The organism is Synechococcus sp. MIT S9507 (genome assembly GCF_047304715.1).
GTDB lineage: Bacteria > Cyanobacteriota > Cyanobacteriia > PCC-6307 > Cyanobiaceae > Synechococcus_C.
In genome coordinates, this window is record NZ_CP138970.1 from 1,336,667 (window position 1) to 1,350,655 (window position 13,989).

18 protein-coding genes and 1 tRNA gene are annotated in these 13,989 nt (G+C 57.7%); 10 read left to right on the forward strand and 9 right to left on the reverse strand.

Annotated features, from left to right (window positions below):
• Positions 1-18: 18 nt before the first annotated feature.
• Positions 19-1,191 (reverse strand): cobalt-precorrin-5B (C(1))-methyltransferase CbiD, encoded by a 1,173-nt coding sequence (gene cbiD, locus SIB83_RS07045; RefSeq protein WP_413747316.1) that lies wholly within the window; start codon positions 1,189-1,191, stop codon positions 19-21.
• A 53-nt stretch (positions 1,192-1,244) separates the two neighbouring features.
• Between cbiD and SIB83_RS07050 the strand changes: the two genes are divergently transcribed.
• On the forward strand, positions 1,245-2,396 hold the full coding sequence (locus tag SIB83_RS07050; protein WP_413747317.1) for a pyridoxal-phosphate-dependent aminotransferase family protein: 1,152 nt from the start codon (positions 1,245-1,247) through the stop codon (positions 2,394-2,396).
• Positions 2,397-2,448: 52 nt separating this feature from the next.
• Positions 2,449-2,520, forward strand: a tRNA-Gly gene (locus tag SIB83_RS07055).
• A 412-nt stretch (positions 2,521-2,932) separates the two neighbouring features.
• Here SIB83_RS07055 and SIB83_RS07060 read toward each other — a convergent pair.
• Positions 2,933-3,196 (reverse strand): hypothetical protein, encoded by a 264-nt coding sequence (locus SIB83_RS07060; RefSeq protein ID WP_413747208.1) that lies wholly within the window; start codon positions 3,194-3,196, stop codon positions 2,933-2,935.
• A gap of 20 nt (positions 3,197-3,216) precedes the next feature.
• Complete coding sequence (locus SIB83_RS07065; protein WP_413404567.1) at positions 3,217-3,534, reverse strand: chemotaxis protein; 318 nt, start codon at positions 3,532-3,534, stop codon at positions 3,217-3,219.
• 117 nt (positions 3,535-3,651) lie between these two features.
• Between SIB83_RS07065 and SIB83_RS07070 the strand changes: the two genes are divergently transcribed.
• The 3 genes from SIB83_RS07070 to SIB83_RS07080 all read left to right on the forward strand — a co-directional run bounded on the left by SIB83_RS07070 (position 3,652) and on the right by SIB83_RS07080 (position 5,078).
• Entirely contained in the window at positions 3,652-4,167 is a 516-nt protein-coding gene (locus SIB83_RS07070) for an AbrB family transcriptional regulator (RefSeq protein WP_413747209.1), read from the forward strand.
• 63 nt (positions 4,168-4,230) lie between these two features.
• On the forward strand, positions 4,231-4,647 hold the full coding sequence (locus tag SIB83_RS07075; RefSeq protein WP_413404571.1) for a DUF6554 family protein: 417 nt from the start codon (positions 4,231-4,233) through the stop codon (positions 4,645-4,647).
• Between the two features lie 77 nt (positions 4,648-4,724).
• A complete protein-coding gene (locus SIB83_RS07080) occupies positions 4,725-5,078 on the forward strand; it encodes a hypothetical protein (protein ID WP_413404573.1) in 354 nt (117 codons plus the stop codon).
• Here the strand turns inward: SIB83_RS07080 and SIB83_RS07085 are convergent.
• Entirely contained in the window at positions 5,033-6,541 is a 1,509-nt protein-coding gene (locus tag SIB83_RS07085) for an SNF2-related protein (RefSeq protein ID WP_413404575.1), read from the reverse strand. The two genes, SIB83_RS07080 and SIB83_RS07085, sit on opposite strands and share 46 nt — an antisense overlap.
• 250 nt (positions 6,542-6,791) lie before the next feature.
• Between SIB83_RS07085 and SIB83_RS07090 the strand changes: the two genes are divergently transcribed.
• Positions 6,792-7,223 (forward strand): HNH endonuclease, encoded by a 432-nt coding sequence (locus tag SIB83_RS07090; protein ID WP_413404577.1) that lies wholly within the window; start codon positions 6,792-6,794, stop codon positions 7,221-7,223.
• A 22-nt stretch (positions 7,224-7,245) separates the two neighbouring features.
• Here SIB83_RS07090 and SIB83_RS07095 read toward each other — a convergent pair whose 3' ends face one another.
• The gene (locus SIB83_RS07095) at positions 7,246-7,482 is read right to left on the reverse strand and encodes a serine protease inhibitor (protein WP_413747210.1); all 237 of its coding nucleotides are present in this window, start codon (positions 7,480-7,482) and stop codon (positions 7,246-7,248) included.
• Positions 7,483-7,512: 30 nt separating this feature from the next.
• Between SIB83_RS07095 and SIB83_RS07100 the strand changes: the two genes are divergently transcribed.
• A complete protein-coding gene (locus SIB83_RS07100; protein WP_413404581.1) occupies positions 7,513-8,439 on the forward strand; it encodes an SDR family oxidoreductase in 927 nt (308 codons plus the stop codon).
• On the opposite strand, the gene SIB83_RS07105 is transcribed toward SIB83_RS07100, so the two are convergent.
• Positions 8,405-8,596, reverse strand: coding sequence for a 4-hydroxythreonine-4-phosphate dehydrogenase (locus SIB83_RS07105; protein ID WP_413404583.1), 192 nt, complete (start codon positions 8,594-8,596; stop codon positions 8,405-8,407). The two genes, SIB83_RS07100 and SIB83_RS07105, sit on opposite strands and share 35 nt — an antisense overlap.
• Here SIB83_RS07105 and pdxA point away from each other — a divergent pair.
• Positions 8,595-9,629, forward strand: coding sequence for a 4-hydroxythreonine-4-phosphate dehydrogenase PdxA (pdxA, locus tag SIB83_RS07110; protein WP_413747211.1), 1,035 nt, complete (start codon positions 8,595-8,597; stop codon positions 9,627-9,629). The two genes, SIB83_RS07105 and pdxA, sit on opposite strands and share 2 nt — an antisense overlap.
• Here the strand turns inward: pdxA and accB are convergent.
• Together accB and efp are read right to left on the reverse strand one after the other, a co-directional pair.
• A complete protein-coding gene (accB, locus tag SIB83_RS07115; RefSeq protein WP_413404587.1) occupies positions 9,616-10,101 on the reverse strand; it encodes an acetyl-CoA carboxylase biotin carboxyl carrier protein in 486 nt (161 codons plus the stop codon). The two genes, pdxA and accB, sit on opposite strands and share 14 nt — an antisense overlap.
• Positions 10,102-10,104: 3 nt before the next feature.
• Positions 10,105-10,668: an elongation factor P gene (efp, locus tag SIB83_RS07120; RefSeq protein WP_413404589.1), complete on the reverse strand. Its 564-nt coding sequence runs from the start codon at positions 10,666-10,668 to the stop codon at positions 10,105-10,107.
• Between the two features lie 32 nt (positions 10,669-10,700).
• Here efp and SIB83_RS07125 point away from each other — a divergent pair, with 32 nt between their 5' ends.
• Together SIB83_RS07125 and thiL are read left to right on the forward strand one after the other, a co-directional pair.
• Positions 10,701-11,819 (forward strand): peptidylprolyl isomerase, encoded by a 1,119-nt coding sequence (locus SIB83_RS07125; protein ID WP_413747212.1) that lies wholly within the window; start codon positions 10,701-10,703, stop codon positions 11,817-11,819.
• Positions 11,820-11,824: 5 nt separating this feature from the next.
• The gene (gene thiL / locus SIB83_RS07130; RefSeq protein ID WP_413747213.1) at positions 11,825-12,826 is read left to right on the forward strand and encodes a thiamine-phosphate kinase; all 1,002 of its coding nucleotides are present in this window, start codon (positions 11,825-11,827) and stop codon (positions 12,824-12,826) included.
• 51 nt (positions 12,827-12,877) lie between these two features.
• Here thiL and gap read toward each other — a convergent pair whose 3' ends face one another.
• Entirely contained in the window at positions 12,878-13,903 is a 1,026-nt protein-coding gene (gene gap, locus SIB83_RS07135) for a type I glyceraldehyde-3-phosphate dehydrogenase (RefSeq protein WP_413404595.1), read from the reverse strand.
• Positions 13,904-13,989 lie beyond the last annotated feature (86 nt).

Consider the following 13,989-nt stretch of genomic DNA (forward strand, 5'->3'; position numbering starts at 1 on the left):
GAATCGGCCGCCAATCAATCAGCGTAGAGAAGGGCCTTGACCTGGATCAGCTGCCACAGGATGGAGTTGAACGCCACAATCCCGAAGCATCAACAGACCTTCAGGCCCCGCCCAACGCAGCTGACGCTCACGATTGAACAGAACGGCCCCCACACGCATGCCAGTGCAGCCATAGCGCTTCAGATAAGCCTCACTCCGCCCTTCAACCGCCTCAGCCATGGCCATCCAGAGCCCCATGGCCTGCTTCAGATCATGGGCTTGCAGCCAACCCCAGGCCTGTTCCATCGAGGCGGTTTGAAGCAAGGCGCGAATGGATTCCAGACTGAGACCCTGCTGCACGGCCAGAGCAGACAACACCTCCAGGCGTGCATCTGCGAGGTGGTGGTGAGTGTGAAAGATCCCTCCCGCCAATTTGATCAGTTTTCCGTGATATCCGAGCAGCAGCAGCTGCCGCACTCCGGATTGAGCAGCAGCCACCAACAAGGGCCCGATCCAGTTTCCAGACTTCACTAGCGGCTGCTGCTCGGACAGTCCCAGCTGCTGCGCCAGATCCAAACCATTTTCACCAATCACAAGCGTCAAACGACCGGCGAAACCTCTCTGACCGGTGAGCTCACGCAACCGCTGACGAGCCAACTGCAGCTGATCAGGGGAAGCACTGGTCTGCACCTCCGCCTGCGTGCCAATCAACGCAAGACCCTCAACCACTCCGAACGCCGAATTGCTGGTGCGCAAAGCCAACTCCCGTCCGCGGGGCAACACCACCTCAACCTCCAGGCCTCCCACAACCGGCAACAGATCGCTGAGATTGAGCTCAAGCAACTCTCGGGCGAAACCTGAAATACACAGTGCACCGTTCTGCTCCAGCCGACCGACGCCCTCACCGGCGTGGATGTGCAATCCCTCCCTGGAGGAGCTAAGGCTCACAACCACCCAGATCTCCAGGCCGCGGGTGAGATCCAATCCATCACCTGGATCGCAGACGCTGATCGCCAGTGCCTTCTGACCGCCATCCAGCAGCGACGCCGCATGCAGCTCCACACGACGCAGCCCCTGTTCAGCAGGAATTCTCAGATCGACACTGGTGGGCGCTGAGGAACCACCGAGAACAAGCGCCGCAGCGCGCGCCGCAGCAGCCACCCAGACAGGCAGGGTCAACCCGGGGCCTGAATCAGCAGACGTTGAGGAGATGGGAAACCCAGCGGATCATTTTTTAGGATGAACGATTGGCACCCATCGAGCCCGTGCAGGACAAGCTCACCCTGATGATCCCGGGACCCACCCCGGTGCCCGAAACAGTGCTCAAGGCCATGGGCCGCCACCCGATTGGCCATCGCAGCGGCGAATTCCAGGCCGTGGTGGAACGCACCAATGCACAGCTGCGCTGGTTGCATCAAACCAGCAGCGATGTGCTCGTCATCACAGGTAGCGGCACCGCCGCCATGGAGGCGGGCATCATCAACACACTCAGCCGTGGAGACAAGGTGCTCTGTGGTGACAACGGCAAGTTCGGCGAACGCTGGGTAAAAGTGGCGCGGGCCTACGGGCTGGATGTGGAGGTCATCAAAGCCGAGTGGGGGCAACCGCTCAATCCGGACGCATTTCGCAGCGCACTGGAGGCCGATACGGCCAAATCAATCAAGGCAGTGATCCTCACCCACTCAGAAACCTCCACCGGAGTGATCAATGACCTTGAAACCATCAGTGGACATGTGAAAACGCACGGAACGGCTCTCACCATTGCTGACTGCGTCACCAGTCTTGGAGCCGCCAATGTGCCGATGGATGACTGGAACCTGGACGTGGTCGCCTCCGGCTCCCAGAAGGGCTACATGATGCCCCCCGGCCTGAGCTTCGTTGCCATGAGCAATCGAGCCTGGAAGGCCTACGAATGTTCCGATCTACCGAAGTTTTATCTGGATCTGGGCCCTTACAGGAAAACGGCTGCCAAGAACAGCAATCCCTTCACTCCGGCAGTGAATCTCTATTTCGCTCTAGAGGCAGCGCTGGAGATGATGCAGACGGAAGGCTTGGAGGCAATTTTTGCGCGTCATTCCAGGCATCGCGCAGCATCCCACGCAGCCATGAAGGCAATCGGTCTGCCACTGTTTGCCGCAGAAGGATTCGGCAGTCCGGCCATCACGGCTGTGGCACCGAATGGAATTGATGCTGAACAACTGCGCAAAACAGTGAAAGAGCGCTACGACATCCTGCTCGCCGGCGGCCAGGATCATCTCAAGGGCAAAGTCTTCCGCATAGGCCACCTGGGATTCGTCTGTGACAGAGACGTGCTGACAGCGGTTGCAGCGATCGAATCAGTTCTGCAGTCGCTCGGTCTGCACAAAGGATCAATGGGTGCTGGACTTAGCGCAGCTTCAGAAGTCCTGGGCCGGTGAGCAACCAGAATCTCAGTTGAGTAATTTCTACTATGAGATAGAATTTGAGGGCGCGGGTGTAATTCAGCGGTAGAATGTCAGCTTCCCAAGCTGAACGTCGCCGGTTCAAATCCGGTCACCCGCTTGACTTAAATATTACTTTTTCCGATGATTTTTTAGCTGCGATTGCCCCAGCTGGATGTCGATGCTCTGGGCTTGATCAATTGCACAACCTGTGGGCCAACGCTTCCAGCTCTGCGTTCATGGTTGAGAGCTTTCAGGATCAGTTGGGCTGAACCGGTCGTATTACCTTCATCTGCCTGCACACGAGCTTGATCAAACCATTGCCTGGCGCGAATGAGAAGTTGCTCTCGATCAGGCTCCACGGATTGCAGTGGTACGGAAGATTTCAATAACGCCGTCAAAGCGGTTAATAAAACATTGAATTGATCTTAACAAACGATCACGGAAAATATCAATCCATAGAAGGGCTCAGGACTGATTAATCGAACTCTGGCGTGCCTCTGGTGAGGATTCCATTCAGCTGACTAACAAAGTCAGGTACCAGGCTCTTCAATGTTGCCGCCCAGGTCGTCGATCTGTGCACGCAACTGATCAGATTTCGATTGATCGCCTCTTGTGATGGCCACGGCCAAGGCAAACTCAAGCTTTTCAAGCTGATGGCCACCCTCAAAGAAACCGCTGGTGCTCGCATCAGACGAATCAGATGAGTCAGTAGCAATGGAACAACGGCTGTTTGCGGATTTGCGAGGACCAGAAGTGGTGCAGGTGGTGAATGCCATAGCCGGCTTTCTTTTCATTTTGCCACCTCTGGCCAGCCTCATGCGGCCGCGGCCTCATGATCAGACTCATTTGCCGAAGAGTGAGACAACACGGCTGCTGATTCGGAAACCACATCCGAAGCCAGTTCGCTGCTGTTAAGCAACTCCTGGCAATCGAGCAGCAGCTGGTCCACCTCATCCAGTCGCTGCCGTTCTTCAGCTGGCATGGATTCAGCCTCACTGCGCTGCTGACGCACCTGCAGCTCCAGGCTCTCCATGCGTTGCTCAAGCTTGACCAGACGCTGCGACAGAGCATTGAGCATCTGGGCAACATCCTCCGCCGTACGAGTGATGCGGAAGGACACGGACTGAGTCATCCGAAGACTGGCGAAGCTGGCCTGATGACAACACATGGGTGACCAAGTCTCAAGGGCTTGATATCGAGGCCATCCCGCTCTGGCTTCAAACTGAGTGATCTGCTGCCTGCGGGTGCCATGTCTTCGCTGATGAACCTGCTGGTGTATGCCCTGGTCGGAACAGGCATGGGACTGCTCGCACTGAAAACCGGAATTCCAGCCGCACCGCTTGCGGGCGCACTGATCGGTGCTGCTGTTGTGAGCATGAGCGGGCGCCTGGAGATTGCCGAATGGCCACCCGGCACACGCACCGCTCTTCAAATCGGAATCGGGACTGTGATCGGCACCGGTCTGACGCGAACATCTCTTGAACAGCTGCAACATCTCTGGAAGCCTGCTGTACTCATCACTCTCACGCTGGTGATGACAGGTCTGGTGGTCGGTCTCTGGGCCAGTCGTCTGCTGGGCGTCGATCCACTGATCACCCTGCTGGGAGCAGCGCCCGGTGGAATCAGCGGTATGAGCCTGGTGGGAGAGGACTACGGCGTTGGCGCAGCTGTTGCGGCACTGCACGCTGTACGACTGATCACTGTGCTTCTGGTCCTCCCGTTGGTTGTGAAACTGCTCACCCCTCTGGGACTGGGCAATACCTGATTCCCCTCTGGACAGCCAAAAACAAGCCGATAAGTTTATTTGGATAACCCTTTCTGACCATCAATGGCCAGTCTCCGCACCCGCCTCGCCGTCCTGCTGCCTCTGGCGGGGATGCTGCTCGCAGCTGCACCTGTTGAGGCGGCCAGCGCCAACACCAAAAAGGGTGCTCAGATCTATTGCTACATGCGCACCAATGGCAATGATCACGAGGTGAGCTTCAAAGCCTCCTACGCCCTGATCAAGCGTCAGAGCAGTGGGGTGTTCAAAACATCCCCTGAGCATGCAGCAGTGATGATCACTGAAACGGTGGTGGCGGAACCGGAGACCTACCCAGATTGCGGTCGCTATCTGGGGGATCTTTTTGGCGGGAAAGCCTCCAAGAGATCGTCAAGCGCCACTAAAGCGAGTGTGACCACCGACAGCAGCACCAACGCAGAGGCTTCAACGGACTGGGATGCTGATGATCGATACAGCTACTGAAACTTTTGTCATCGCTGAGGCCTGCGCAAGCCCGTTGCTGTTCCAGATGGGGTCCAAAACTGGTTTTGATCGGTTGCTTGCTGCTGCTGATCCAAGCCTGCGGAAATGCTGAAAGTCCCCAAGCTGCTTCGCCTGATCCAAAGGTAAAACCATCCAGCTGCCTTGAAGATCTCGATCTGCAGCGACTGGACAAGGCTTTGAAACATTGCAATGCGGTTGTGGTGAGTCACCCTGACAATCCTGTTCCGCTCACCGACCGCTCACTAATCCACACCTTGATGGGCAGTGATGACGAGGCTTGCGCTGATGTGAGCAAAGCCACCTCCCTTCTCACAGGCAAAAAGACATCCAAAGATCCTCTGCTCAGGCATGAGCTGGCCGTCCGTCAGCAATCCTGCAAACAACGGGCGACCATGGCAGGCAACGGCTGACGATCCAAGCTGATACGACGTGGACCCAACAGCAACTCGATTTTTTCCGCCTTGCTGGCCACAAGGCCATCAACGAGCTGATCGGCCAGACCAAGCTGGAGCCAATGGCTGGTGAGCCCGCCATCCATACCGATTCGGTGACATCGGTCCTCCGCCTGGTCAACATCTCCCGGGGTCCAGGGCCTCTCAAGCAGCACAACATGACGAGCTCTGTGAAGCGTGAATCCCAACCCCCCACAGCCATAGGTGGCTAGAAGCAGATCGGTTCCACCAGATTGGAAGCGGTCCACAGCAGTCTGTCGCTGTTCCGGTTTTTGCCGACCGGTCAACAGCTCACCACCCAGCTGCTGCTGCAGGAGCTGTAACGGCGTCACAAAGGAACTGAACAACACGATCGCCTCGCCATCAACACGCAACTGCTCGACCAGCGCCTGAACAGACGGAAGCTTGAATTCCGACGCAATCATGCGCAGGGACGTCAGCACGGCAAGAGATTCAGCATCGGAACGCACTTCACCGAGTTGCACGCGTCGGCGGTAGTCCTCCACCACGAGACGGAGGCGATGATCGAATCCAAGCGCCTGCTCCTCAGCCAGTGAAACGGTGTGGCAGCGACGCTGCTTGGCGGGCAGACCCAGCACCTGCTGCTTACGCCGATGCAAAACCAGCGGTCGGGTGAGACGCCGCAACTCCTCAAGACGACTTGCACCATCTGCACGCCAACGGCGCCGACCACCCTGCTCACTCCAATGTCCCTGGCAGAAGATCTCCTCAAAGGAACGCTGATCGCGTGCAAGCGGATGATCCATCGCTGCAAGCAAGGGAAAAAACTGAATCGGTCGACCATTGCGGATGGGTGTACCCGTAAGCATCCAGACCGCCCGCAACCGGGGATGGCGTGCCAGACGCAACAGAGCCTGGGTTCGCTGAGCATGAAGCGACTGGGCGAAATGCGCTTCATCCACCAACAGAAGAGTTCCCGCTTCCGGAAGGTCATCAGGCAAACGAGCCCAGCTGTGCAATGTGCACTGAAGATCCAATGACTCCACTTCGCGCTGCCAGTGCGGGTGAAGTCCCACAGGAGCGATCACCATGAGCTGCAGAGGTACAGCACGCATCAGAGCGCGAGCGGCAAGGAGAGAGGTAAGCGTCTTCCCCAGACCCATCTCATCAGCAAGCAACGCTCCGCGACGTGACAACAACCAACGAGCACCGGAACGTTGATGAGGAAGCGGTATTCGACCATCAGCCAAGGGCTGATTCAGGTCGGTACACGCCATCAACTCCCGGTGACGAGGAAGCGGTGGCAGTGGATGACGGTGCCAGTCCAGCCAACGCACCAGTTCTTCTTCAACCCGAAAACGTGAGCCCAGACGGTCGAGCAGGCACTCAGCTGCGGCAAGTGGGAATTCCCAGCCATGCTGCGAGCCTTTCCAGAGTCCACGAGGCCGGATCCGGCCCATCTGCGCATGCGTTACCGCATCAAAGGGGTAAGTGACCCTCACAAGTCCTGATGGGGTCAGCCCAAGGCTGCAGCAGGACGTTGACAATGCCGGTAGGACAATTCAATGAAAGCAATTGTATTAGTTCTCCAGGGCACCACAAGGGACTTAAAGCTCAAATATCACACTTGAAAAAGTACCGAAAATGCAGCAAAGAACACATTGACGAACTCTGCGAAAGCGCCAGAATTCTTTCAACCGAGCCATTCGGATGCATAACAGGGACGCGGTTTTCCTTGAAGATCTTTGCCCTAAACTGCGTGTTCGAAGATGGCGTCAATCACTACATACTTACACCGGTAAAAGCTGTATTTACTGCGGAAAAAGATCAGAATCGATTGACCACATTCTCCCTAGAGCCAAAGGCGGTTTAAGCACCACTGAAAACTGCGTTCCAGCTTGTCTTTCATGCAACGGGCACAAATCTGATTCCGATGTTTTTGATTGGTATCGACGCCAACGTTTTTACGATCCCCGCCGAGCCATGGCGATCCGAGCATGGATGGATGGTGATCTGCGCCTTGCCCTGAGACTCCTTCAATGGGCACAACCTGAGCTGAATCAAACCACCAGCGCATCGCACACGCCGGATTCCTCACTCGACAACCAGGATCATCAGAGCTGGGGGCTTGAGGCCGCCTGAAGCCACTCCACTGGAACCGTGATCACCAGACTCTGCAGGCCTCTGCGGAATGATGCTGCTGACAGATTGAGGCCTGTTGCTCAGGCTGCTCTGGTGCAAGCACAAAAGCCCCGCTCACCAACACCGAAGCGAACAGGGTTGCCGCCAGGCGACGCAGAGCGGTGCTCTCACCAGCGGACAGTGCAATGCCGCGATTGAAGGACCTGCGAGGCAGCATGGACGACTGAGAAGACACCAGGGGAAGACAGGAACTGGTCACGGCCGCATATTCACTGATACGTTTGTACTCATGCCGGAATCACTTGTCAACCGTTGCCGATCGCTGCCCGCTGAATCCAGGCTGTGCATCCTTGGAGCCGGCTTCAGTGGACGTCGGGTCGCTGCCTTGGCTGAAGCCCTGAACATCAGTGTTCTCACCACTCGCAGAAACCCAGAGTCCAACAGCAGATCCCTGCGCTTTGACACGACCAGGAACGTGATACCGACCGAGGCAGAACTGCATGGCGTGACCCATTTGCTCAGCACCATCCCCCCTGGGCGTGATCAGAACGACCCTGTGCTGCGGACACTGGGAGCTCAGCTCTGTCAGCTGCCCCTGCGTTGGGTTGGGTATCTCTCCACAACTGGTGTCTACGGCGACACAGATGGAGCCTGGGTGAGTGAATCGGATACACCAAAGCCCGGCCAGGATCGCAGCCGCAGACGCCTGATCTGCGAGCAAGAGTGGCTGCACAGCGGTCTGCCGGTGCAGATTCTCAGGTTGCCCGGTATCTATGGACCGGGTCGTTCACCTCTTGCTGCTGTGCGGGCCGGCACCCTGAAGCCCATACACAAGCCGGGCCAGGTGTTCTGCCGGGTGCACGTCGATGACATCGCCGCTGGCTGTCTGCACCTGATGCACTGCTCTGCCGCTGGCCAACACCCTGCCATCGTCAATATCTGTGACCATGAGCCGGCTCCAAGCCATGTGATGCAGCGTCACGCCGCAGACCTTTTGAACTGCAACCTTCCGGAAATTCGCGATTACGCGGACGCTGAGACAGACATGAGCGCGATGGCCCGCAGCTTCTGGGCCGAAAACCGCCGGGTCAGCAACGACCTTCTCTGCAAAACACTTGGATACTCCATGATTCATCCGAACTTCCGCAGCGGTCTCCAGCACTGCCTGGAGGAGGAGAGACTCATGGAGAGCCTGGCGCGGAGCGCTCCGGACTGAGCTGAGGAATCTGATCCAGCTTCAAGGGCTGATCAGGATCGATGAACGTCAGACCTGCATCATGCAGCAAGCGACCCCACTGAACCTCAAGCCAGCCTTCCCGAAGCGCCGTCCCCAGGCCATAGAGCAAAAGGCCGATCACCAGCCAACGCAGCATGACCTCATCCATCGAATGCCATGACGCTAATCAGCGCCTCGTGATCGCACTCGGAGATCCTGCCGGGATTGGCATGGAAGTCACGCTGAAAGCGCTCGCTGATCCCAGGCAACCAGCGAACATGCCGACTCCTCTGCTGGTCGGCTGCAGGGCCAGCCTGCAGAAAGCCGCCGCCAATCTCAGACAGCACTCACAGGATCCCATCGCAGATCCTGATGCACTGAACATTGAGGATCTCCCGGTGCCCGGAGGTCCTCTTGAACCCGGCGAGGCGGGAGCCAGAAGCGGAGAAGCCGGTTTCCGCTGGCTGACCCGGGCTGTGGAGTTGGTGCAACAACAGCAAGGGCGGGCACTGGTGACCGCACCGATCGCTAAACATGCCTGGCATGACGCCGGACATCGCTATCCAGGCCAGACCGAACGGCTGGCTGAACTGGATGGGCAAAAAGCCGCTTCCATGCTGTTCACGGCTGTCTCCCCTTTCAGCGGATGGAGACTCAATACTCTGCTTGCCACCACACACATTCCTCTAGGGCGGGTCGCGGAGGTTCTCAGCGCGGATCTGGTTGGGCGAAAACTCGATGAACTGGCGGAATTCTGCCTGCGCTTCAATCCCACGCCTCAATTGCTGGTGGCCGGCCTCAATCCGCATTCCGGCGAGCAGGGACAACTGGGAGGTGAAGAGCAGCAGTGGCTGAACCCTCTGCTGGAGCGTTGGGCCAGAGAACGTCGTGACGTGCAACTGAAAGGCCCCATTCCCCCTGACACCTGCTGGCTGAGTGCGGCCAAGGCCTGGCGAAACATTGACCGTCGGATCGGACCCGACGGAATCCTGGCGCTGTATCACGATCAGGGCCTGATTCCGGTGAAGTTGCTGGCTTTCGATCAGGCGGTCAACACAACCCTGGGCCTGTCTTTTCTGCGAACCTCTCCCGACCATGGCACCGGCTTCGACATTGCCGGAGAAGGTGTCGCACGGGGAGCCAGCATGCTGGCGGCAATTCAGGCGGCCTGGGAACTCAGCCAGGCTTGACGCGCATCAGCACCTGCCCGAATTCCACAGGGGTGCCGTTGTCGACAAGGATTTCCACCACTTCGCCTGCAACCTCGGCTTCCAGCTCGTTCATGAGCTTCATCGCTTCAAGGATGCAGATCGTCTGACCGGCATTGATGCGACTGCCGATCTCCACGAAGGGTGCTTCCCCTGGAGCAGGGGCCGTGTAGAAGGTGCCGACCATCGGTGCCGTGACATCCACCAGATCAGATCGGGAGCCCGCCGCGGGCGGTGGAGCCGCTGGGGCTGTGTCCCCCTGGACAGGGACATCAACAACAGGTGCAGGTGAAACAGTCTGAGCGACAGTGACCGGGGGTGCAGCCACGGCTGTAACCGGCAGGTTGCGACGAACTTCCAGACGGAAGTCATCGCCTTCAAGGCGGAACTCCTGAATGTCGCTCTCAGCCAAGGCGTCCAAGAGCTTGTGCAGCTGATCGTGATCGAGTTGCATGACTCAGCTGCTCTCCCGACCCAGGTAGGAATCGTTGCGCGTATCCACCTTGATCTTCTCGCCGATCGAGAGGAACAAAGGAACCATCACCTGAGCGCCGGTTTCAAGGATCGCAGGCTTGGTTCCACCGGTGGCAGTATCACCTTTCACGCCAGGGTCGGTCTGGGTGATCTCCAGCACAACGGAGTTGGGCAATTCAACTTCGAGGGGCTTCTCGTTCCAGGAGACCACACTCACTTCCATCCCCTCCTTGAGGTACTTGCGGCTGTCACCGATCTGCTGAGCGGTGAGACGGGTTTCCTCATAGCTCGACATGTCCATAAAGACATAGTCCTCACCTTCCATGTAGGTGTGCTGAAGTGTGGCTTTCTCCAGCAAGGCCTGAGGAACCATTTCTCCGGCGCGGAAGGTTTTGTCAACAACGCTCCCGGTCTGGACTGACTTGAGTTTCGTGCGAACAAAAGCCGAGCCTTTGCCAGGCTTCACATGCAGGAACTCGACCACGCGCCAAACGGCACCGTCGAGCTCAATCGTGGTGCCGGTGCGAAAATCGTTGCTGGAGATCATTCCCGCCGAACGGTTCAGGGGATCATACGGCTGTGCCAAAGTCCTTTCAGCACCTGGGGTTCTCCTTGGCGATTCGGTTGGAATTTCAACGCTTGAGCGCATGGCTGATCAGCCTGCTGATCGTGATTGGCCTGGCCTGGACCCCTCCGGCCTGGGCGGGACTCCCCCAGGGAAACGCCGTTCAGGATCCGGCAGCGATCCTGCGTGATTCTTTGCCCATGAATCAGCAGGATCTTCGCGATTTGCAGCATCTGCTTGAAGGCACCAGTGATGACTTGCGTGCCAAACGCTGGAGTGCTCTCGGACGAGGTCTCAAGCGCACGCAATCCCTCCTGAGCGACAGGAGGAGTGCAATCATCGCCGCGATGCCCAGCGACGATCAGGCAAAGGCCGAAAAGATCCTTGATTCTGTTGCCGATGACCTGAACGTTCTCGAGGAAAGCATTGAAGGCAAGGACAAAGCGGGTTTCATCCAGTCTCGTCGCCAGACCCTCAGCCAGATCGGTGATCTGGAGGCACTGCTGATTGACGATCGGTTACCCGACATCCCTGCGGAATTCGACGAGCTGCCGCGACTGGCGGGCCGAGCCACCGTGGTGATCGAAACCACTGAAGGTGATCTCACCGCTGTGGTGGATGGTTACAACGCACCGCTGACCGCTGGTGCATTCATCGATCTCAGCCTGAAGGGCTTCTACGACGGCCTGCCCTTCAACCGTGCGGAAGATTTCTACATCCTGCAGAGCGGTGATCCCAAAGGACCTGACATCGGCTACGTGGATCCAAAAACCAAGCAGGAACGCCATGTGCCACTGGAAATCCGCGTTCCCGATGAACCCGAAACCCTTTACAACCAGACCTTCGAAGACGTTGGTCTGTTCAAAGCCACTCCGGTGCTTCCCTTCTCCACACTCGGAACGCTGGGTTGGGCACACTCCGATCAGGCGCTTGACGATGGCTCATCCCAGTTTTTCCTGTTCCTCTATGAGGCGGAGCTGACACCAGCAGGGCTGAATCTGGTGGATGGTCGCAATGCAGCCTTCGGTTACGTCGTTGACGGCTTTGATGTGCTCGAGGAACTGGGGGTCAACGATGAAATCAAGCGGATCAAAGTGGTTGATGGTGCAAATCGACTCCAGCAGCACGCCTGAGTTCCTTGAAGGTCACACTGGCGGAACTGGGTGAAGCGGAGCTGCTCAGGCGGATTGCCTGTTTTGCTCCACCGGGCCAGCTGGCTGATGACACCTCCGGCCTTGCCGCCGACCCCCGGCAGCTGCTGGTGAACACTGATGTCCTGGTGGATGGCATTCACTTCAGTGATGGCACAACAAGTCCAGCCGACGTGGGCTGGCGCGCCGTAGCGACCAATATTTCCGATCTCGCAGCCAGCGGTGCTGTGGAAGTGGTTGGAATCACGGTGGCTCTGGTGGCACCGGGATACACCTCTTGGCACTGGGTTGAGGACCTGTATCGCGGTATCAGTGAAGCTCTCAGCTGCTATGGCGGCATCCTGCTGGGAGGGGATTGCTCCGCAGGCAAACAAAGACTGATCTCAATCACCGCACTCGGTCGACTGGGACCCCTGCGCCTGCACCGTGCTGATGCCTGCCCTGGTGACTGGCTCGTCACCAGCGGGGCCCATGGCCTGAGCCGTTTAGGTCTGGCACTGCTGCAGGGTGATCCGGCTCTGAATGAAAATAGTGGGCTGGCGGACAAGCTTCAACAACGGGCCATCAGCCAACATCAGCGCCCGAGACCGCGGTTGGATGCCCTGAAAACACTGCTCGAGAACAAACCTGAGGACCTGCCATGGAGAGCAGCCGGCACGGACAGCAGCGATGGCCTTCTGGCTGCGGTGAAGGCTCTTTGCGACAGCAGCCGATGCGGAGCGCAACTGACCCATGACTGGCTTCCACGGCCCGAAGGGTGGCCTTCAGGCGATCTGTGGGATCAATGGTGCCTCAACGGTGGTGAGGATTTTGAACTGGTGCTGAGTCTGCCTTCCGACTGGGCCGAGCACTGGCTCGAACATCAACCGGGCAGCAGGCGGATCGGCTGCATCACAGCCGAGAGCGATGAAATCGTTTGGAGTGACACCAGGCTCGCTGTAACCGCTGCGGGATTTGATCACTTCGGCGTTGCACTGAATGACGCCTGAACAAAAAATCCCTCCCAGCGGGAGGGATTGAGACATCAGATCAAAACCTGATCATTTCCAGTTCCTGGCGACGACCTCGGCAAGGTCGACAACCCGCTGGCTGTAGCCCCACTCGTTGTCGTACCAGGCAACGATCTTGAAGAAGTTGTCACCCATGGCCAGGGTCAGATCCGCATCAAAGATGGTCGACTGATTGGTGCCTGCGTAGTCGCTGGACACCAGCGGCAGGTCTCCGTACTTGATGATCTTGTTCATGGGGCCATCAGCAGCTGCCTTGAGAATCGACTTGATCTCATCGACGGAAGAGGCACGGTTGGACTCAAACACCAGATCGACGGCTGAGACGTTCGGGGTGGGAACGCGCATCGCGATGCCGGTGAACTTTCCCTTCACAGCTGGATAGACAAGAGCCACTGCCTGGGCTGCACCGGTGGAAGTGGGAACCATGTTCACAGCAGCGGCACGGGCACGACGCAGATCGCGATGGTTGTTGTCGAGAATCCGCTGGTCGCCTGTGTAGCTGTGAATCGTGGTCATCAGACCACGATTAATGCCGATCGACTGATCAATGACCTTCACCAGAGGGGCAAGGCAGTTGGTGGTGCAACTGGCGTTGCTGAGGATGTCGAAATCCTCGTGACGGTATTGATCCTCGTTCACACCGACCACGAAGGTGCCGACCTTGGGACCCTTACCGGGAGCTGTGAGAATCACCTTCTTGGCGCCAGCCTGAATGTGCATGCTGGCTTTCTCGTCTGTGTTGAAGACACCGGTCGACTCGAGGACCAGATCCACACCCCAATCCTTCCAGGGGCAGTTGAGGGGATTGCGGTCGGAGAAGAATTTCACCTGCTTGCCATTGACGATCATCGAGTCGTCAGTGGTTTCAATTTTCACGCCGGGGTCGAGCTTGCCCAGAATGGAGTCATAGGTGAGCAGGTGAGCACTGGTTTTGGGGTCCGAGGTGGCATTCACGCCCACGATCTCGATATCGGTGTCAGCGCCACGGCTGATCCATCCCCGCATCACATTGCGACCGATTCGGCCGAATCCATTGATCGCAACGCGCAGGGTCATATCAGAAGCGGTTAATCCGCGGGGAATGGCCGCTGATCATACAGAAATCGCCAATTTCCATTCAACGTGCTTACTCAGCAAATCTT